The organism is Tepidimonas sp. (assembly GCF_046292505.1).
Lineage (GTDB): Bacteria > Pseudomonadota > Gammaproteobacteria > Burkholderiales > Burkholderiaceae_C > Tepidimonas.
Window position 1 is genome coordinate 1 of record NZ_JBKBQX010000008.1, and the last position, 18123, is coordinate 18123.

Annotated in this window: 15 protein-coding genes, 1 other RNA gene and 1 pseudogene; 9 read left to right on the forward strand and 8 right to left on the reverse strand. The window is 67.9% G+C overall.

Annotated features, from left to right (window positions below; genetic code table 11):
• Nucleotides 1-74 precede the first annotated feature (74 nt).
• The 7 genes and pseudogenes from ACK4TH_RS05515 to ompA form a co-directional block, all read right to left on the reverse strand.
• Nucleotides 75-392: pseudogene (locus ACK4TH_RS05515) on the reverse strand (type I restriction enzyme HsdR N-terminal domain-containing protein); the annotation flags it as partial.
• Nucleotides 393-510: 118 nt separating this feature from the next.
• Complete coding sequence (locus ACK4TH_RS05520; protein ID WP_409623675.1) at nt 511-1965, reverse strand: ATP-binding protein; 1455 nt, start codon at nt 1963-1965, stop codon at nt 511-513.
• A gap of 261 nt (nt 1966-2226) precedes the next feature.
• Nucleotides 2227-2592 (reverse strand): hypothetical protein, encoded by a 366-nt coding sequence (locus ACK4TH_RS05525; RefSeq protein ID WP_409623677.1) that lies wholly within the window; start codon nt 2590-2592, stop codon nt 2227-2229.
• 248 nt (nt 2593-2840) lie between these two features.
• Nucleotides 2841-3216: a transfer-messenger RNA gene (gene ssrA, locus ACK4TH_RS05530) on the reverse strand.
• A gap of 13 nt (nt 3217-3229) precedes the next feature.
• Nucleotides 3230-3901 (reverse strand): HAD-IA family hydrolase, encoded by a 672-nt coding sequence (locus ACK4TH_RS05535; protein ID WP_409623679.1) that lies wholly within the window; start codon nt 3899-3901, stop codon nt 3230-3232.
• On the reverse strand, nt 3898-4614 hold the full coding sequence (gene ubiG, locus ACK4TH_RS05540) for a bifunctional 2-polyprenyl-6-hydroxyphenol methylase/3-demethylubiquinol 3-O-methyltransferase UbiG (RefSeq protein ID WP_409623681.1): 717 nt from the start codon (nt 4612-4614) through the stop codon (nt 3898-3900). The genes ACK4TH_RS05535 and ubiG overlap by 4 nt, the downstream gene beginning before the upstream one ends.
• A 144-nt stretch (nt 4615-4758) precedes the next feature.
• Entirely contained in the window at nt 4759-5409 is a 651-nt protein-coding gene (ompA, locus tag ACK4TH_RS05545) for an outer membrane protein OmpA (protein WP_409623683.1), read from the reverse strand.
• 312 nt (nt 5410-5721) lie between these two features.
• Between ompA and gyrA the strand changes: the two genes are divergently transcribed.
• From gyrA to lapB, 9 genes are all read left to right on the forward strand, one after another.
• Nucleotides 5722-8352 carry a DNA gyrase subunit A gene (gene gyrA, locus ACK4TH_RS05550; RefSeq protein ID WP_409623685.1) on the forward strand — a complete coding sequence of 877 codons (2631 nt, stop codon included), beginning with the start codon at nt 5722-5724 and terminating at the stop codon, nt 8350-8352.
• A 46-nt stretch (nt 8353-8398) separates the two neighbouring features.
• A complete protein-coding gene (serC, locus tag ACK4TH_RS05555; RefSeq protein ID WP_409623824.1) occupies nt 8399-9502 on the forward strand; it encodes a 3-phosphoserine/phosphohydroxythreonine transaminase in 1104 nt (367 codons plus the stop codon).
• 33 nt (nt 9503-9535) lie between these two features.
• The gene (gene pheA, locus ACK4TH_RS05560) at nt 9536-10666 is read left to right on the forward strand and encodes a prephenate dehydratase (protein WP_409623687.1); all 1131 of its coding nucleotides are present in this window, start codon (nt 9536-9538) and stop codon (nt 10664-10666) included.
• A 7-nt stretch (nt 10667-10673) separates the two neighbouring features.
• Complete coding sequence (locus ACK4TH_RS05565; protein ID WP_409623689.1) at nt 10674-11657, forward strand: prephenate dehydrogenase; 984 nt, start codon at nt 10674-10676, stop codon at nt 11655-11657.
• Nucleotides 11621-13663 (forward strand): bifunctional 3-phosphoshikimate 1-carboxyvinyltransferase/cytidylate kinase, encoded by a 2043-nt coding sequence (locus tag ACK4TH_RS05570; RefSeq protein ID WP_409623691.1) that lies wholly within the window; start codon nt 11621-11623, stop codon nt 13661-13663. Before ACK4TH_RS05565 ends, ACK4TH_RS05570 begins: the two co-directional genes overlap by 37 nt.
• A 162-nt stretch (nt 13664-13825) precedes the next feature.
• Nucleotides 13826-15505: a 30S ribosomal protein S1 gene (gene rpsA / locus ACK4TH_RS05575; RefSeq protein ID WP_409623693.1), complete on the forward strand. Its 1680-nt coding sequence runs from the start codon at nt 13826-13828 to the stop codon at nt 15503-15505.
• A 141-nt stretch (nt 15506-15646) separates the two neighbouring features.
• Nucleotides 15647-15943, forward strand: a complete 297-nt coding sequence (locus ACK4TH_RS05580; RefSeq protein WP_409623695.1) for an integration host factor subunit beta — start codon at nt 15647-15649, stop codon at nt 15941-15943.
• A complete protein-coding gene (locus ACK4TH_RS05585; protein ID WP_409623697.1) occupies nt 15940-16239 on the forward strand; it encodes a lipopolysaccharide assembly protein LapA domain-containing protein in 300 nt (99 codons plus the stop codon). Before ACK4TH_RS05580 ends, ACK4TH_RS05585 begins: the two co-directional genes overlap by 4 nt.
• Nucleotides 16229-17377 (forward strand): lipopolysaccharide assembly protein LapB, encoded by a 1149-nt coding sequence (gene lapB, locus ACK4TH_RS05590; RefSeq protein WP_409623699.1) that lies wholly within the window; start codon nt 16229-16231, stop codon nt 17375-17377. The genes ACK4TH_RS05585 and lapB overlap by 11 nt, the downstream gene beginning before the upstream one ends.
• Before the next feature lie 13 nt (nt 17378-17390).
• On the opposite strand, the gene ACK4TH_RS05595 is transcribed toward lapB, so the two are convergent.
• Nucleotides 17391-18104 carry a Crp/Fnr family transcriptional regulator gene (locus ACK4TH_RS05595; protein ID WP_409623701.1) on the reverse strand — a complete coding sequence of 238 codons (714 nt, stop codon included), beginning with the start codon at nt 18102-18104 and terminating at the stop codon, nt 17391-17393.
• Nucleotides 18105-18123 lie beyond the last annotated feature (19 nt).

Below are 18123 nucleotides of genomic sequence, written 5' to 3' on the forward strand. Positions count from 1 at the left end.
GCCGGCTTCTTCTTGCTTGGCATAGATGCTCCTTTCCAACATGCTATGCCTCAAACACAAAATTCCTGACAGGCTCCGTTGGTGGCATAGGCGAACTTGAGACCGAGGATCTCGGCGTACTCTTTGGCCTGCTGCACGCCGGTTTCGGCGGGCAGGCCGATCTCCTTGGCCTCCACCACGGCAAGAGGAAAGTCTCGACGGTAATAAAGCAGATAGTCGGCGCGTTTCTGTTTGCCGCGCCGCACCTTGCCGCCCGCGACGATGATGCGGCCATGGGTGAAGCTGTGCTGCTCGCCGATGGCGTGCGGAGCCGTACCCCATCCTGCCTCGACGAGGCGGGGCGTGACGAACTCGCGGCAGGTATCGGCTTCGGTGATCACGCCATCGCGCATGGCTGCCCCTTCAATGTCAGTTTGAGCCAAACGAGCATCTCAAGATTCGTCTCTGCCATACGGAGCCCGACCTCCGCATGGCCACGGCTCCATGGAGCCAGATCCCGTGCAGCCAGCTTCACTGCGTATCCCCCGGAAGCTCTGCCGCCCCCATCCAGTAGCACAGCAGCGGCGCCGGAATGCGCATGATGCGCGTCGGTACATCGGCATCTTCGGCCAGCGGCAGGCCCTGCATCGGCCCGAAGTCGTCCAGCGCCTTGGTCACCACGTAGCCGCGCGCGATGCGCTTGGCCTGGCACAGCTCGATCAGGCCCTTCAACTCGCGCGCACCGGTGTGCTGGGCGCGGTACTTCACCTCGAACGGAATGAGCTCGCCGCCCACTTCAGCGACGAGATCGACCTCGTGCTCGCGCTTGCCGCGCCAGTAGGAGAAGCGCACGTTCTGCGCGTAGTAGCGGGCGAACAGGTGCTTGAACACGGCCGTCTCGGTGGCCACGCCCAGCGCCGCCGCATCCTCCAGGATGGCCTTGCCCTTGAGCATCACCGCCGGCGCGATGGCCGCGTCGGCCAAGTAGATCTTGAATCGCGCGCGCAGCACGTCCTTGCCGTAACCGTAGGGCGCCAGGCGGTAGATCAGGTGGGTGGCCTCCAGCAGCTCGATGAAGTGCTGCGCCGTGGGGCGCTTGACTTCCAGGTTGCTGCACAGATCCACCATGTCCAGCAGGCCGCCGTCGTGCAGACACAGGTAGAGGAAGGTGTGTTCCAGGTCCAGCACGCGGCGCACGCCAAAGAGCGCGGTCATGTCGCGCTTGAGCACCTTGTCGATGATGTCTTCGCGCAAAAGGCGCTGCGCCTGCGTGACGCTGTCGAGCTGCGCGGTCTGCGGAAAGCCGCCCCGCAGTAGGTATTCGTGAAAGTGGCCGACGTAGTCCTGCCCCAGCTCGGTGGCGCGGTAGAAGTCCGCCGGGGCCCAGTCGAACAAATCGCGCAGGCTGCGCAGCTTGGGCAACTCGGGCAGTTGCAGGCGCTTGATCTGCAGGTACTCGTAGAAGGACAGCGTGGTCAGCCGGATCGTGTGCCAGCGGCCGACGCCGGATTCGGGGGCGGCCTCCACCAGCGGCATGGCCGATCCGGTGAAGGCGATGCGCCGGTCCTTGCGGAAATCGACCTGGTGCTTGACCCACGTTCCCCAGTCCCGGATGAACTGTGCTTCGTCGAGCAGCAGGTATTCCGGCCCCTCGGCGCGCGGCTCGCGCTCGCGCCAGGCGTCGAGCACGGCGTCGATGCCGGCGAGCTTGAGGATCGGGTGGTCGAAGGTGGCATAAAGGATGTTGGCAGCAGGCACACCCGCGGCCAGCAGCGCCTGCGCGGCCTGCAGCATCAGCGTGGTCTTGCCGATCTGCCGCGCGCCGGAAAGCATCACTGCCCGGGGCGCGGGCGGTGCAGCCAGCCAGGTGTGTAGCTCGCGGAAGGCCGCACGCCGCCATTTGGGCAGATCCGCAATGCACTCACCGCGCCACCAGGGGTTGAACTGGGCGAGGACGGCGACGAGCTCTTCTTTTGAGACTTTCACGGGAGATATTCTACTTGCATCATGCGTTTAGTTAAAGTGTAGTTTTCTTGTTTGCATTTCGCAAGCAGAATGCCCCGCCATCCGGGCGCTTGGCATCCTGCACTCACAGCGCGCCGATTGCATCGTCGCGATCATCCGGAGATGCCGATGGAAACTTGCCCCAAGCTCACCGACCCAGGCCCTGCTGCTGCGCGCCGCCGACCGCCGCGCCGACAGGCGCGTGATCCCGCCAACACCCAGGCCCCCGTTCATCAATCCGCTTCAATGGCTGGACGCGGGCAACCACTTGATGCCCGCCACCCCCAGGTTTTTCTGGCTGATATGGTCACTGAGGATGGGCACGAGGATCTGCACATTGACGTCAAAGCTGTGCCGCCACATGGCCCGCAGCTTTTTCAACGCGTTTTCATTCCGGTAGATGCTACCGTCCCACTCGATGACCAACATCGCCACGTCACCGTCGTCGGCCAGCATGCACAGCAAGGCGTCATCGGCGTCCTTGTCAAGCGACGCCTTGAGCTCGTCCTCGAAATCGGCCAGGACTTCCACGTACAGATCGATGCTCAGTGGGCTTTGCCCAGACAGCGCAGACTGCAGATCGGCAGCGATTTTCTTCTTGTGACTCATCGTGGAGATTTTCGCTTCAAGGATCCTGCTTGCCGGTCGTCACCCGAATGGGCCATCCCGTGGGAGCTCGCGGTGGGGTTTCATGCTTGGCCGGTGGCCTTGGTTGGCGGAGAACCAAGGCTCGTGTGCTGTTGAGTTTGCCAGATCACGATCTGCGCCTACCCACGGCACGAGCCGCCAGGAGCCCGCGCGGCGCGGGGGCGGCGCCAAAAAGGAAAGGGCCCGGAGACTTTCCGGGCCCTGGTGATTGGTGGAGCTGGGGGGACTCGAACCCCCGTCCGCAAGCCTTCTTCGCGCAGTTCTACATGTGTAGCCGTCTGGACTGGATCTCGCCCGAGGCGCCGCGCAGCGGCACGCTGCGTCCCGGACCAGCAACCTTGGATCTCATCGAGCGGCAAGTTGCCCGCCACCCGACCAGCCGATGAAGGTTCCCTTGCTGCCGGAAGGCCTTACGGCCCCCACGGCCCGGCCTATCGGCCGACCGGTGCAAGGCTCGCCGGATTAAGCGGCGAGGGCGAAACGTTCGTCGTTCGCAGTTACTTTTTTGCTGCGGTTTAACGAGGTGACAGCACCTCGACATGCCCTGCTGCGGGTCCGAACCCACGTCGAAACCAATGCAGCCCCGTACTTGTTTAGTTTACGCCAGATCCAGAAAGTTCAAGAGGGCCTGCGGCGACTCGATGATGGCGTCGGCTGCCCAAGCCTCGACATCGGCGGCCACGCCCAGATAGCCGTAGCGCGCCGCCACCGTGGGCATGCCGGCCGCGCGGCCCGCGACGATGTCGCGCTCGTCGTCACCGACGTAGAGGCAGGCCTCGGGTGGCAGTTCCAAGCGCCGGGCGGCTTCCAACAGCGGAGCGGGGTGCGGTTTGGAGTGGGGCGTGGTGTCCCCACCGATGACGGTGGCTGCTGTGGCGAACAGCGGTATGGCGGCGGTCAACGGCAAAGCAAAGCGCTCCACCTTGTTGGTGACCACGCCCCACGCCACCTGGGCGCGATCCAGCGCCGCGATCAGCTCGGCCACGCCATCAAACGGCCGCGTGCGGCGCGTCAGCACCTGACCGTAGGTGTCCAGGTACTCCATCCGATACGCCTCGAACTCGGGGTGCTCCGGGGTCACGCCGAAGGCCGCCTCGATCATGCCGCGGGCACCGCTGCTGGCGCGGGGGCGGTAGTAGGCCTCGTCCAGCGGCGGCAACCCCCGACGCTGGCGCATCAGGTCAGCCGCGTGGCCCAAATCCGGGGCGCTGTCCACCAGCGTGCCGTCCAGGTCGAACAGCACCGCGCGGATACCACGCCAGCGGGTCATGCCGCCCCCTTGCGCGTGGCGAACAGATAGTTGACGCTGGTGTCGTCGCTGAGCCAATAACGGCGCGTCAGCGGGTTGTATTCCAGCCCGCGGGTGGCCTGCACATCCAAGCCGGCACGCCGGCAGTGGGCCGCCAGCTCACTCGGGCGGATGAATTTGCCATACTCGTGTGTGCCGCGCGGCAGTAGGCGCAGAACGTATTCCGCGCCGACGATGGCAAACAAAAACGATTTGGGATTGCGGTTGAGCGTCGAGAAGAACACCCAGCCGCCGGGTTTGACGAGCGTCGCGCAGGCCGCGACCACCGAAGCGGGATCGGGCACATGCTCCAGCATCTCCATGCAGGTGACGACGTCGTAATGGCCGGCCTGCTCGGCTGCCAACTGCTCGGCACTGATGCGTCGGTAGCCGACCCCTTGAACCCCCTGCTCCAGGGCGTGCAACTGGGCTACCTTGAGGGGCTTGTCGGCCAAATCGATCCCCAACACCTGGGCGCCTTGTCGAGCCATGGCCTCGGCCAGAATGCCGCCCCCGCACCCCACGTCGAGCACGGCCCGCCCACCCAGCGGGCCAGCCAAACCCTCGATCCACCCCAATCGCAAGGGGTTGATCTGGTGCAATGGGCGAAATTCGCTTTCGGGGTCCCACCACCGGTGGGCCAGCTCGGAGAATTTGGCCAATTCGGCCGCATCGGCATTCAGCGGGGCATCCATGGGTGGATTATCACCCGCCGGAGCGCCCTGCCACCACCCCCCAAAACGAAAGCCCCGCGGAGGCGGGGCTTCTCATCGGCCGCTCATGCGGCCACATGGACGCGACGCCCGGCCGCAAATGCGCCGGACGTCCGTCAATGCCGATCAGCGCGTGCCGACGACTTCGATTTCCACGCGGCGGTTCTTGGCGCGGCCTTCGCGGGTGCGGTTGTCCGCCACCGGCTGGCTTTCGCCCTTGCCTTCCGTGTAGATGCGGTTGGCGTCGATACCCTTGCTCACCAAATATGCCTTGACGGCTTCGGCACGGCGCACCGACAGTTTCTGGTTGTACCCGTCGGGACCGGTGGAATCGGTGTGGCCGACGGCGATCACGACCTCGAGCTTGATGCCTTTGACCTTCTCGGCCAAGTCGTTCAGACGCGCCTTACCTTCCGGCTTGAGGACAGCCTTGTCGAAGTCGAAGAAGGCGTCTGCGGCGTACGTCACCTTGGCGGGCGCCGCCGGAGCCGGCGCGGGAGCAGGCGCCGGGGCGGGGGCCGGTGCCGGAGCAGCCGCCGGTGCGGGGGCCCGAGCGGGCGCGGGGGCGGGGGCGGGGGCGGGCACGATAGCGCCGTCGCAGCCCTGGGCAGCCGTGGCGGGCGTCCAGTTGGCGTTGCGCCAGCACAATTCGTTGGTGCCGTTCTTCCACACCAAGTCACCGGTGCCGTTGCGCCAGTTATCGATGGTCTGAGCGCCCGCGGCAGAGGCCATGGCGGCCGTCGCGAACAGCGCTGCGATCTTGGTCAACTTGTTCATTGGATTCCTCTTGGTCTGGGGACGAAACGGGAGACTGAGCGAGCCAACAACCCAGGCAAACCCTGTCGGCTGTCTTTTGATTGTGCCATAAGCGATACCCACACCAAACATCGCCCGGCCCAATTGCAAGAAGAAAACGGTGAAGCCCCCGCCCCACGTGTCGCCCGTGAGCAACAGGCGCACCCCATCAGCGCACCTCAGGGCTGCCGCACGCACCTTCCTTACAATAGCGCGGATTGGCTGCCACGACCGTGGCAGCGCGAGTCGGACACCAGGCATCGGCTTGGCCGTCCGCACCCATGCGGCGTTCCCATGACTTCGTTTGCCAAAGAAACCCTGCCTATCAGCCTGGAAGAGGAGATGCGCCGCAGCTACCTCGATTACGCGATGAGCGTGATCGTGGGGCGCGCGCTGCCCGACGCCCGCGACGGCCTGAAGCCCGTGCACCGACGCGTCCTCTACGCGATGCACGAGCTGGGCAACGACTGGAACCGGCCGTACAAGAAATCCGCCCGCATCGTCGGCGACGTGATCGGTAAATACCACCCGCACGGCGACAGCGCGGTCTACGACACCATCGTGCGCATGGCGCAGGACTTCAGCCTGCGCCACATGCTGATCGACGGCCAGGGCAACTTCGGCTCGGTCGATGGCGACGCCGCCGCGGCGATGCGCTACACCGAGATCCGGCTGGCCAAGATCGCGCACGAGATGCTGGCCGACATCGACAAGGAAACGGTCGATTTCGGCCCCAACTACGACGGCAGCGAACGCGAGCCGCTGGTGCTGCCCAGCCGGCTGCCCAACCTGCTGGTCAACGGCTCGGCCGGCATCGCGGTGGGCATGGCCACCAACATCCCGCCGCACAACCTCAACGAGGTGGTGGACGCCTGCCTGCACCTGCTGGCGCACCCCGAGGCCAGCGTCGATGACCTGATGGCCTTCATTCCGGCGCCGGACTTTCCGACCGCCGGGATCATCTACGGCATCCAGGGCGTGCGCGAGGGCTACCGCACCGGCCGTGGGCGGGTGGTGATGCGCGCGCGCTGTCACTTCGAGGACATCGACCGCGGCCAGCGCCAAGCCATCGTCGTCGACGAGATCCCGTACCAGGTCAACAAAAAGGTGTTGCTGGAGCGCATCGCCGAGCTGGTGCGCGACAAGAAGATCGAGGGCATCAGCCACATCCAGGACGAGTCTGACAAGTCCGGCATGCGCGTGGTCATCGAGCTCAAGCGCGGCGAGGTGCCCGAGGTCGTCCTCAACAACCTGTACAAGCACACGCAGCTGCAGGACACCTTCGGCATCAACATGGTGGCGCTGGTCGATGGCCAGCCCAAACTGTGCAACCTGAAGGATCTGCTCGACATCTTCCTGCAGCACCGACGCGAGGTCGTGACGCGGCGCACCGTGTTCGAGCTGCGCAAGGCACGCGAGCGCGGCCACGTGCTCGAAGGCCTGGCGGTGGCGCTGGCCAACATCGACGAGTTCATCCGCATCATCCGCGAAAGCCCCACCCCGCCGGTGGCCAAGGCCGAGCTGATGGCGCGGCGCTGGGACAGCGAACTGGTGCGCGCGATGCTGACGCGCGCGCGCGCCGACGGCGGCACCGTCAACGCCGACGACTACCGCCCGGAGGGGCTGCCGCGCGCCTACGGGCTGCAGGCCGACGGGCTCTACGCGCTGTCGGAGACGCAGGCGCAGGAGATCCTGCAGATGCGACTGCAGCGCCTCACCGGCCTGGAGCAGGACAAGATCGTCGCCGAGTACAAGGAGGTGATGGCGCAGATCGACGACCTGCTCGACATCCTGGCCAAACCCGAGCGGGTGACCGCGATCATCGGTGACGAGCTGCGCGCCATCCGTGCGGAGTTTGGCCAGAGCAAGGTCGGCGCCCGCCGCAGCCACATCGAGCACAACGCGCAGGAGCTCGACACCGAAGACCTGATCGCGCCGCAGGATATGGTGGTGACCCTGTCGCACGCCGGCTACATCAAGAGCCAGCCGCTGTCGGAATACCGCGCGCAGCGCCGCGGCGGCCGTGGCAAGCAGGCCACCGCCACCAAGGACGACGACTGGATCGACCAGCTCTTCATCGCCAACACGCACGACTGGATTCTGTGCTTCAGCAACCGCGGGCGGCTCTACTGGCTGAAGGTGTGGGAAGTCCCCGCCGGCGGGCGTGGGGCGCGCGGGCGGCCGATCGTCAACATGTTCCCGCTGGCCGAGGGCGAGAAGATCAACGTGGTGCTACCGCTGACTGGCGAGTTCCGCAGCTTCCCGGCCGATCACTACGTGTTCATGGCCACGGCGCACGGGGTGGTCAAAAAGACGGCGCTGGACGAGTTCAGCAACCCGCGCAAGGCCGGCATCATCGCCGTCGATTTGGACGAAGGCGACTACCTCATTGGCGCCGCGCTGACCGACGGGCGGCACGACGTGATGCTGTTCTCCGACGCGGGCAAGGCGGTGCGCTTCGATGAGAACGACGTGCGTCCGATGGGCCGGCAGGCGCGCGGTGTCAAAGGCATGACGCTGGAGGACGGCCAGCGCGTCATCGCGATGCTGGTGGCCGAGGACGAGAGCCAGAGCGTGCTGACCGCCACCGAAAACGGCTACGGCAAGCGCACCTCCATCACCGAGTACACGCGCCACGGCCGCGGCACCAAGGGCATGATCGCGATCCAGCAATCGGAGCGCAACGGGCGCGTGGTTGCGGCCACCCTCGTGCGGCCGGAGGACGAGATCATGCTCATCACCGACCGCGGCGTGCTGGTGCGCACGCGGGTGGCAGAGATTCGCGAGCTGGGCCGCGCCACGCAGGGCGTCACGCTGATCGCCCTGGACGACGGCGACCGCTTGAGCGGCCTGCAGCGCATCGCGGACAACGACGAAGGCGAGGACGCCACCCCGCCGGCAGACGCGGACAGCGCGGAGGACTGACACGGTGGCACGGCGTCCCTACAACTTCTCGGCCGGCCCGGCCACCATGCCCGAAGCGGTGTTGGAACAAGCCGCGGCCGAAATGCTCGACTGGCACGGCACCGGCATGGGCGTGATGGAAATGAGCCACCGCGGCAAGGCCTTCATGGCCATTGCCGAGCAGGCCGAGCACGATTTGCGCACCCTGCTGGCCATTCCGGCGCACTTCAAGGTGTTGTTCAGCCAGGGCGGCGCCTTGGCGCACAACGCGATGGTGCCGCTCAACCTGGCGGGGCGGCGCCCGGCGCGGGCGATGGATTTCGTCCTGACCGGCAGTTGGAGCCAAAAGTCCGCCAAGGAGGCCGCGCGCTATGGCGAGGCCCGCATCGCCGCCAGCACGGCCGACACCGGCTTTACGACCCTGCCCGACCCGGCTACGTGGCGGTTGAGCGCAGACGCCAGCTACGTACACCTGTGCACCAACGAAACCATCCACGGGGTGGAGTTCCACACCCTGCCGGATCTGGCCGCGCTGGGCAGCGACGCACCGCTGGTGATCGACTTCTCCTCACATGTGCTGTCGCGCCCGATCGACTGGAACCGCGTCGGTCTGGCCTTCGGCGGCGCGCAAAAAAACATTGGCCCAGCCGGATTGACGATCATCGTGGTGCGCGAGGATCTTCTGGGCCATGCGCTGCCGATTTGCCCCAGCGTGTTCGACTACCGTGCGCTGGCGGACGCCAATTCGCTGCTCAACACGCCACCCACCTACGCCATCTACATCGCCGGCTTGACCTTTCAGTGGCTGTTGGCGCAGCGCGAGGGGGCGCTCACCGGCGTGGCGGCGATGGAGGCGCGCAACATTGCCAAGGCGCAGCGCCTGTATGACGCGATCGACGGCTCGTCCCTGTATGTGAACCGGGTCGATCCCGCCTGCCGCTCGCGCATGAACATCCCCTTTTTCCTGCGCGGCGACGACGGAGCGCCGTTGCAGGACCCCGCCCATCCCCGCAACGCCGCGTTTTTGCGCGGAGCGGAAGCGCGCGGACTGCTGCAGCTCAAAGGCCACAAGTCTGTGGGCGGCATGCGTGCCAGCCTCTACAACGCCATGCCGATGGCGGGGGTGGAGGCTCTCGTTGACTACCTGCGGGACTTCGAGCGCAACGCCTGAGCGCCGACGGCCCGGCCCCCTCAACGGCCCGACATGACCGACCCCCAAACGCCGTCCCCGACCGCCCCGCCCTCGCCGGCCGCCAGCCCCCGCCTGTTGGCCCTGCGCCAGCAGATTGATGCCATCGACCGGCAGCTGCTGGCCTTGCTCAACGAACGCGCCCGCATCGCCGAAGCCGTCGGCGAGGTCAAACGGGCCGAGGGCTCGCCCTTCTTCCGACCCGACCGCGTCGCGCAGGTCATCGCCAACATCGAAGCGGCCAACCCCGGGCCCCTGCGCAACCAGCACGTCGCCGCCATTTGGCGCGAGATCATGTCGGCCTGCCTGGCGCTGGAGGCCCCGCTGCGGGTCGCGGTGCTGGGCCCCGAGGGCACCTTTTGCGAACAGGCGGCGATCGATTACTTCGGCAGCGCCGCCGATCTGATTTACTGCCCGAGCTTCGACGAGGTGTTCCACGCCACCGCGGCGGGCACCGCGCAGTTTGGCGTCGTGGGCGTGGAAAACTCCACCGAAGGCGTGGTGGCGCGTTCGCTGGACCTGTTCCTGCGCTCGCCAGTGCACATCGTCGGCGAAATCAGCCTGCTGGTGCGACACAACCTGCTGCGCCAGACCCCCAGCCTGGACGGCATCGAGGTGGTGATGGCCCATCCTCAGGCCCTGGCGCAGTGCCAGGGCTGGCTGTCCACGCACCTGCCCCACGCCGAGCGCCGCGCCGTCGCCAGCAATGCCGAGGGCGCCCGGCTGGCCACGACCAACCCCACCTGGGCCGCCATCGCCAGCGAGCGGGCCGCCGCCCAGTACGCGCTGCACATCGTGGCACACGCCATCCAGGACGAAGCGTACAACCGCACGCGCTTTGCGGTGATCTGCCTGCCGCAAACCATGGCCACCCCCCCGGCCAGCGGGCGCGACTGCACCAGTCTGGTGGTGTCGGTCCCCAACCGCCCGGGGGCGGTGCACGATCTGCTGCGCCCGCTCAAGGCGCACGGCGTGTCGATGACGCGCTTCGAGTCCCGCCCGGCCAAATCCGGCCAGTGGGAGTACTACTTCTACATCGACCTCGCCGGACACCCGTCCCAGCCCCATGTGGCCGCCGCCCTGCAAGAACTGCAAGGCCTGTGCGCCTTCTACAAGATGCTGGGCGCCTATCCGGTGTCGGAGTGAAGGGGCGATGAGCACGCCCTCCCCCACCGCCGTTGACCGCGATACGCCCGCGGAGCCACCCCGCTTCGAGCAACTGGGGGTAATTGGCTGCGGGCTGATGGGTGGCTCGTTCGCCCTGGCCCTCAAGGCCGCCGGACTGGTGCAGCGGGTGGTGGGTTACGCCCGCTCGCCGCAGACACTGGCGCGCGCCCGTGCGCTGGGCGTGATCGACGTCGAAGCACCCTCGGCGCTGCTGGCGGCCTCCGGTGCCGACCTGGTGCTGGTGTCGGTGCCGGTCGCCGCGACGGGCGACACGCTGCGGGCCATCCGCCCGCTGATCGGCCCGGATACGCTGGTCATGGACGTGGGCTCGACCAAAGGCGATGTGGTGGAGGCGGCGCGCCAGACGCTGGCCGATCGGCTGGGCCAGTTCGTGCCGGCACACCCGATTGCCGGCAAGGAACGCGCTGGCGTGGAGCACGCCAGCGCGGACCTGTACCGCGGCTGCCAAGTCATCCTGACCCCGCTGGCCGAGACCAGCCCCACCCTGGCCGCGCGCGCCCAGGCGCTGTGGCAGGCGCTGGGGGCGCGCGTGCGCACCATGACGCCCGCGGCGCACGATGCCGCCTATGCCGCCGTCAGCCACCTGCCGCACCTGCTGGCCTTTGCCGCCGTGCGGGCACTGGCGGGACAACCCCACGCGGTGGATTTCCTGGGACTGGCCGGGCCGGGCTTTCGCGACTTCACCCGCATCGCCGCGAGTGACCCGGACATCTGGCGCGACATTCTGCTCGCCAACGCCGCCCAGGTGCGGGCACAGGCCCGGCACTTCCGCGCGGCGCTGGACACGTTCGAAGCCGCCCTCGACGCGGGCGACGCGCACACCCTGCGCGAGCTGATTGCCGAGGCCAGCCGCATCCGCACCCAATGGGCCGCCGGCGCCTACGCCGCGGTGCCCCCGTCATCCGATCCCCCATGTACCGCACCGCCTTCCTCGACATCCCCCCGCTGACGCGCGCTGCCGGCAGCGTGCGGCTGCCCGGCTCCAAGAGCATCTCCAACCGCGTGCTGCTGCTGGCCGCGCTGTGCGACGGCGTGACGGTGATCGAGGATCTGCTCGACTCGGACGACACGCGGGTGATGCTGGAGGCCCTCGCGACGCTGGGCTGCGGGCTGGAGCGGCTCGGGCCCACCACGGTGCGCGTGCGCGGACTGGCCGGCCGGCTGCACGTGCGCGAGGCGCGGCTGTTTCTGGGCAATGCGGGCACGGCGATGCGGCCGCTGACCGCCGCGCTGACGGTGCTCACTGCCCTTCAGGGGGGGCGTTTCGAACTCTCGGGCGTGCCGCGCATGCACGAGCGCCCGATTGGCGACTTGGTGGACGCCCTGCGCCAGTTGGGCGGCACCATCGAGGACCTGGGCCAACCCGGCTATCCGCCCCTGGCGGTCGGCGCCCCTGCCCCGACGCCGTTGCGGCTGGACGCGCCGATCCGGGTGCGCGGCGATGTCTCGAGCCAGTTCCTGACCGCGTTGCTGTTGGCGCTGCCGCTGGCCGCGCAGACGCGCGCCGTGACCATCGAGGTGGTGGGGGAGCTGATCTCCAAGCCCTACATCGAGATCACCCTGCGCCTGCTGGCGCGCTTTGGCGTGAACGTGCAGCGCGAGGGCTGGTCCCGCTTCACGATTCCCGCCGGGGCGCGCTACACCACGCCGGGGCGGATCCATGTGGAGGGCGACGCCTCGTCGGCCAGCTACTTCATCGCCTTGGGGGCGATTGCCGCCACCGACGCTCCCGTCACGATCGAAGGTGTGGGGCTGGATTCCATCCAAGGGGACATCCGCTTCGTCGAAGCCGCCCAGGCCATGGGTGCCCACGTCGAGGGCGAAGCCAACCGCCTGCATGTGCGCCGCGGCGCCTGGCCGCTGCGTGCGCTGGATCTGGACTGCAACCCCATCCCCGACGCCGCCATGACGCTGGCGGTGATGGCGCTGTACGCCGACGGTCCGACGACGCTGCGCCACATCGGCAGTTGGCGCGTGAAGGAGACGGACCGCATCGCGGCCATGGCCGCCGAACTGCGCCAACTGGGCGCCACCGTGGACGAAGGCCCCGACTGGCTGCGGGTGCACCCGCTGGGCACCGACGGACGCGGCTGGCGGGCCGCCGCCATCCACACCTACGACGACCACCGCATGGCCATGTGTGCGTCGCTGGCGGCCTTCAATCCCGCGCGGGTGCCGGTGCGCATCCTGGACCCGCAGTGCGTCGGCAAGACCTTTCCCGATTATTTCGAGACACTCTGGTCGGTGGCGCAGGCCGCACCGGCCGATATTCCGGTGATCTGCATCGACGGCCCCACCGCCTCGGGCAAGGGGACGTTGGCCGCCGCCGTGGCCCAGCGCCTGGGCTACCATGTGCTGGACTCCGGTGCCTTGTACCGCGTGGTCGCGCTGGCCGCCGAGCGGGCCGGTCTGCCCACGGACGAGGCGGCACTGGCCGACCCTACGCTGGCACAGCGCCTGGGGGCGTTGGCCGAGCGGCTGCCGGTGCGCTTTGCCGACGGGCGCATCTGGCTGGCGGGGGACGACGTCACCGACGCGGTGCGCAGCGAAGCGGCGGGCATGGCGGCGTCGCGGGTGTCGGCCGTGCCGGCCGTGCGCGCCGGCCTGCTGGCGCTGCAGCGGGGGTTCCGGCGCCTGCCCGGTCTGGTGGCCGATGGGCGCGACATGGGCACGGTGGTCTTTCCGGATGCGCCGCTCAAGGTCTTTCTGACGGCCAGCGCCGCCACGCGCGCCCGGCGGCGCTACGAACAGTTGATTTCGCGCGGTGAAACTGCTAGCATTGACGGTCTTTTGGCCGACTTGGAGGCACGGGATGCGCGCGATCGATCGCGCGCGGCCGCGCCGCTCAAGCCCGCCGAAGATGCGCTGGCCCTCGACAACTCGGAGCAGACCATCGAGCAATCGGTGGAAACCGTGCTGGCGTGGTGGCAGCGCAGCCGGCCGTTCGCTGGCTGAGGGCGTCCGCCTCGGCCCGACAGCCGGCCAGCAGGGCCCCGAGGGCGCAGCCGGATGACATGTCCGCACGCCGGAGGGTTCGACAACCCACCACCCGACGCCTGTTCGGGTGATCACCCAACCGCTGCCGGTCCCGGACGACCGCGGCACCCAGGAATCTGCATGTCTGAATCGTTTGCCGCCCTGTTCGAAGAGTCGCTCAAGCGCGCCGAAATGCGCGCCGGCGAGGTCATCACCGCCGAGGTGGTGCGCATCGACCACAACCACGTGGTCGTCAACGCAGGGCTGAAGTCCGAGGCCTACATCCCCCTGAGCGAGTTCAAGAACGATCAGGGCGAACTCGAGGTTCAAGTCGGTGACTTCGTCGCCGTCGCGGTCGAAGCCGTCGAAAACGGCTATGGCGACACCATTCTGTCGCGTGACAAGGCCAAGCGTCTGGCCTCGTGGATGGCGCTCGAGAAGGCGCTGGAGTCGGGCGAATTCGTCACCGGCACCACCACCGTCAAGGTCAAGGGTGGCCTCAAGGTCATGGTCAACGGCATCAGCGCGTTCCTGCCGGGCTCGCTGGTCGACACCCGCCCCGTCAAGGATTTGACGCCTTACGAGGGCAAGACCATGGAGTTCAAGGTCATCAAGCTCGACCGCAAGCGCAACAATGTGGTGCTCAGCCGCCGCGCCGTCATCGAGGCCAGCATGGGCGAAGAGCGCGCCAAGCTGCTGGAAACCCTCAAGGAAGGCGCCATCGTCACCGGCGTGGTCAAGAACATCACCGAATACGGTGCCTTCGTCGACCTGGGCGGCATCGACGGTCTGCTGCACATCACCGATATGGCCTGGCGCCGCGTGCGCCACCCGAACGAGGTGGTGCAGGTCGGCCAGGAAGTCACGGCCAAGGTGCTCAAGTTCGACCCCGAGCGCCAGCGCGTCAGCCTCGGCCTCAAGCAAATGGGCGACGACCCGTGGCTGGGCGTGGCACGCCGTTACCCGGCCGGCACCCGTTTGTTCGGCAAGGTCACCAACATCGCCGACTACGGCGCCTTCGTCGAGCTGGAGCCCGGCATCGAGGGCTTGGTGCACGTCTCCGAGATGGACTGGACCAACAAGAACGTCGCGCCGAACAAGATCGTCTCCATTGGCGACGAGGTCGAGGTCATGGTGCTGGACATCGACGAGGACAAGCGCCGCATCAGCCTGGGCATGAAGCAGTGCAAGCCCAACCCGTGGCAGGAGTTCGCCGACACCCACAAGCGCGGCGACAAGGTCAAGGGGCCGATCAAGTCGATCACCGATTTTGGCGTCTTCGTGGGCCTGGAGTCGGGCATCGACGGTCTGGTGCACCTGTCCGACCTGTCCTGGAACGAGCCGGGCGAGACCGCCGTGCGCAACTACAAGAAGGGCCAGGAAGTCGAGGCCGTCGTGCTGGGCGTGGACGTCGAGCGCGAGCGCATCAGCCTGGGCATCAAGCAGCTCGACGCCGATCCGTTCACGACCTTCGTGTCCATCCACGACAAGGGCGCGACGGTCACCGGTACGGTCAAGAGCGTCGATGCCAAGGGTGCCGAAATCGACCTGGGCCAAGACATCGTCGGCTATCTGCGCGCCAGCGAGATCTCGCGTGATCGCGTCGAGGACGCCCGCAATGTGCTGAAGGTGGGCGACGAGGTGACGGCCGTGATCGTCAACGTCGATCGCAAGAACCGTGGCATCCAGCTCTCGATCAAGGCCAAGGACGCGGCCGACCAGCAGGAAGCCATGGCCAACCTGAGCCAGACCTCCGGCAACGCGGGCACCACCAACCTGGGTGCGCTGCTGCGCGCCAAGCTGGACGGCCAAAACGGCTGATCCCGCACCGCCGGCCCGGGGCCAACCCGGGCCGTGCGTACCACAGCCCGGTCGGGGTCGCGCCCGCCGGGCTTTTTTCATGGGCATGCGCAGCGGACCTGCCGCCTGCCGCACCCCGGCTTTGCTGGGCATAATGGCGGTATGAACCGCAGCGATCTGTTCGATGCCCTGGCCGAGCGTTACCCGCACTTGACCGCATCCGATGCGGAGGCCGCGGTCAAAACCTTGCTGGAAGCCATGACGGAGAGCTTGGTGGCCGGGCAGCGCATCGAAATTCGCGGTTTCGGCAGCTTCTCGGTCGGCGAACGTGCCGCGCGGCAGGCCCGCAATCCCCGCACGGGCGAGCAGGTCGACGTCCCCCCGAAACGGATGGTGCACTTCAAACCGGGCAAAGCCCTGCGGGAAGCCGTCGATGGACCGCAGCGGGGGGCGGCATGAGGGTGCTGGGCTGGCTGCTCAAGGCGGCCGTGTTCCTGTTCATCTTTGCGCTGGCGATCAACAACCAGGCCCCGGTGCGCGTGCACGGCCTGTTCGGGGCGCAGTGGGAGGCCCCGCTGGTGCTGGTGCTGCTGCTCGTCCTGTTTGCCGGTGTGCTCTTGGGCATGGCGGTGATGGCGCCGCTGTGGTGGCGCGCGCGGCGAACGGCCCGCCAGGGCGGCACGGGAACCGGATCCGCCCCCCCCGCACCGCCCGCGACCGCGCCCGCGCTGGAAGAGCCGCCCCATGGGGTTTGATTTCTCGTGGCTGCTGTGGGCGCTGCCCGTGGCGTTCGCGCTGGGTTGGATCGCCTCGCGCTTCGATCTGCGGCAATGGCGGCTGGAGAGCCGCCAGGCGCCGCGGGCCTATTTCCGCGGCCTCAACCATCTGCTCAACGAGCAGCAGGATCAGGCCATCGATGCCTTCATCGAGGCGGTGCGGCATGACCCGGATGCGGCGGAGTTGCACTTTGCGCTCGGCGGGCTGTTCCGCCGCCGAGGCGACTACGACCGGGCGGTTCGGGTGCATGAGCACCTGCTGGCCCGCGCCGACTTGCCGCCGCACGAGCGCGAACGGGCGCAGCACGCCTTGGCGTTCGACTTCCTGAAAGCGGGGCTGCTGGACCGGGCCGAGGCCGCCTTCACGGCCCTGCTCGGCACGCGCTACGACACCGACGCCAAGGTGGCTTTGCTGGGCATCCATGAGCGCTCGCGCGACTGGTCCCGCGCAGCCGACATGGCGCAGGCGCTGGAGGGCAGCGACCGCGGGAGCTTTCGCCTGCGCCTCGCGCACCACCGCTGCGAGCAGGCGGCCGCGCTGCACCGCCAGGGGCACACGACCGAGGCGCTGGCGCTGCTGGAGTCGCTGGTCCACCAAGTGCCGCAGTCGGCACGGGCGTGGGCGGCGCTGGCCGATCTGCGCCAGTCGCTCGGGCATGTGGATGGCGGTCTGGCGGCGCTGGAGGGCTTGGCCGACCATTGCCCGGAGCACGTTCCGCTGATCGCGCACAGCCTAGCGCAATGGGCCCTGATGTCGGGCACGCCCGAGCGGGCGCGCAGTCGGCTGGCCGTCTGGGCGCAATCGCATGCGCCATCGCTGGACGTCACCCAGGCTCTGGCCACGCTGGACCCGGATACGGTGACGGCACGCCAGCGCTACATCGCCCATCTGCGCCAGGAGCCGTCCCTGGTCGCAGCCACCCTGTGGCTGGCCGGGGTACCGCTCGGCGCCCCGGACGAGGAGCCGCTGGTTCGGCGGGCGCTGGAGCGCGCCGGCGAGCCCCTCAAACGCTACCGTTGCGCGGCCTGCGGATTCGAGTCACGCCAGTACTTCTGGCACTGCCCTGGCTGCCAGGGCTGGGACACCTATCCCCCCCGCCGGGCGGAAGAGCTGTGATCCGCGGGCGCCGTCAGCCCGCCACGGCAGCCTCGAGCACGCCCTCATCGGCAATCCGATAGAGCCGCCCCTGGCGGTCCAGCGGTTCGATCGCGCCGGCGCGGACCAGGGCACTGATTTCTCGGCTCACGGTCTCGAGCTTGAGATCCATCATGGCGCCCATGTCCTCGCGCGAGAACAGGGTCACCACGCCCGGGTCGGTGGCATGGCGCATCTTCAGGATGAAATTGGCCACGCGCTGACGTGCCGAGCCAAAGTTGAGCGCGGCGAGCCAGTCGTCCGCCTCCTTGAGCGCCTGCTGCCACTTCTGCAGCAGCCGCCAGTGCAGCCGCGGGGAATTTTGCGCCAGGCGGTGAATGACGTCGGTGGGGATGCGGCACAGCGACACCTCGGTCAGCGCCGTGGCCTCGCTGTCGTAGCGGCTGGTCGCCAACGCCTCGAGGCCGACCACATCGCCTGGGCGCAGCACACGCAGCACGCGCTGGCGCCCATCGGGCGTGCTGCGCACCAGCTTGACCAGGCCACTGCGCAAGGTAAAGACGCCAAACGCCGCCTCGCCCTCGTGATAGAGGGTCTGCCCCACCGAAAACACCAGGTCGTCGATGGGCGCGTGGATGAGGTTGAAGTCCTGCTCGTTGAGGTCGGCAAACAACACCATGTCGCGGATGCCGCACGCCTTGCAGTCGGCCGTGCCCCGCCACGCGGATTCGGTCTTGATGGGAATCATGGGCGAATTGTCGCCCGAG

Bases quoted from the DNA above. Each gene is read 5' to 3' on its own strand.
- rpsA (WP_409623693.1), top strand. From the start codon at position 13,826: ATGTCTGAATCGTTTGCCGCCCTGTTCGAAGAGTCGCTCAAGCGCGCC.
- lapB (WP_409623699.1), top strand. From the start codon at position 16,229: ATGGGGTTTGATTTCTCGTGGCTGCTGTGGGCGCTGCCCGTGGCGTTC.
- ACK4TH_RS05565 (WP_409623689.1), top strand. From the start codon at position 10,674: ATGAGCACGCCCTCCCCCACCGCCGTTGACCGCGATACGCCCGCGGAG.
- ACK4TH_RS05585 (WP_409623697.1), top strand. From the start codon at position 15,940: ATGAGGGTGCTGGGCTGGCTGCTCAAGGCGGCCGTGTTCCTGTTCATC.
- ompA (WP_409623683.1), bottom strand. From the start codon at position 5,409: ATGAACAAGTTGACCAAGATCGCAGCGCTGTTCGCGACGGCCGCCATG.
- ACK4TH_RS05595 (WP_409623701.1), bottom strand. From the start codon at position 18,104: ATGATTCCCATCAAGACCGAATCCGCGTGGCGGGGCACGGCCGACTGC.
- ubiG (WP_409623681.1), bottom strand. From the start codon at position 4,614: ATGGATGCCCCGCTGAATGCCGATGCGGCCGAATTGGCCAAATTCTCC.
- pheA (WP_409623687.1), top strand. From the start codon at position 9,536: ATGACCGACCCCCAAACGCCGTCCCCGACCGCCCCGCCCTCGCCGGCC.
- gyrA (WP_409623685.1), top strand. From the start codon at position 5,722: ATGACTTCGTTTGCCAAAGAAACCCTGCCTATCAGCCTGGAAGAGGAG.
- ACK4TH_RS05580 (WP_409623695.1), top strand. From the start codon at position 15,647: ATGAACCGCAGCGATCTGTTCGATGCCCTGGCCGAGCGTTACCCGCAC.
- ACK4TH_RS05535 (WP_409623679.1), bottom strand. From the start codon at position 3,901: ATGACCCGCTGGCGTGGTATCCGCGCGGTGCTGTTCGACCTGGACGGC.
- serC (WP_409623824.1), top strand. From the start codon at position 8,399: ATGCCCGAAGCGGTGTTGGAACAAGCCGCGGCCGAAATGCTCGACTGG.
- ACK4TH_RS05525 (WP_409623677.1), bottom strand. From the start codon at position 2,592: ATGAGTCACAAGAAGAAAATCGCTGCCGATCTGCAGTCTGCGCTGTCT.
- ACK4TH_RS05570 (WP_409623691.1), top strand. From the start codon at position 11,621: ATGTACCGCACCGCCTTCCTCGACATCCCCCCGCTGACGCGCGCTGCC.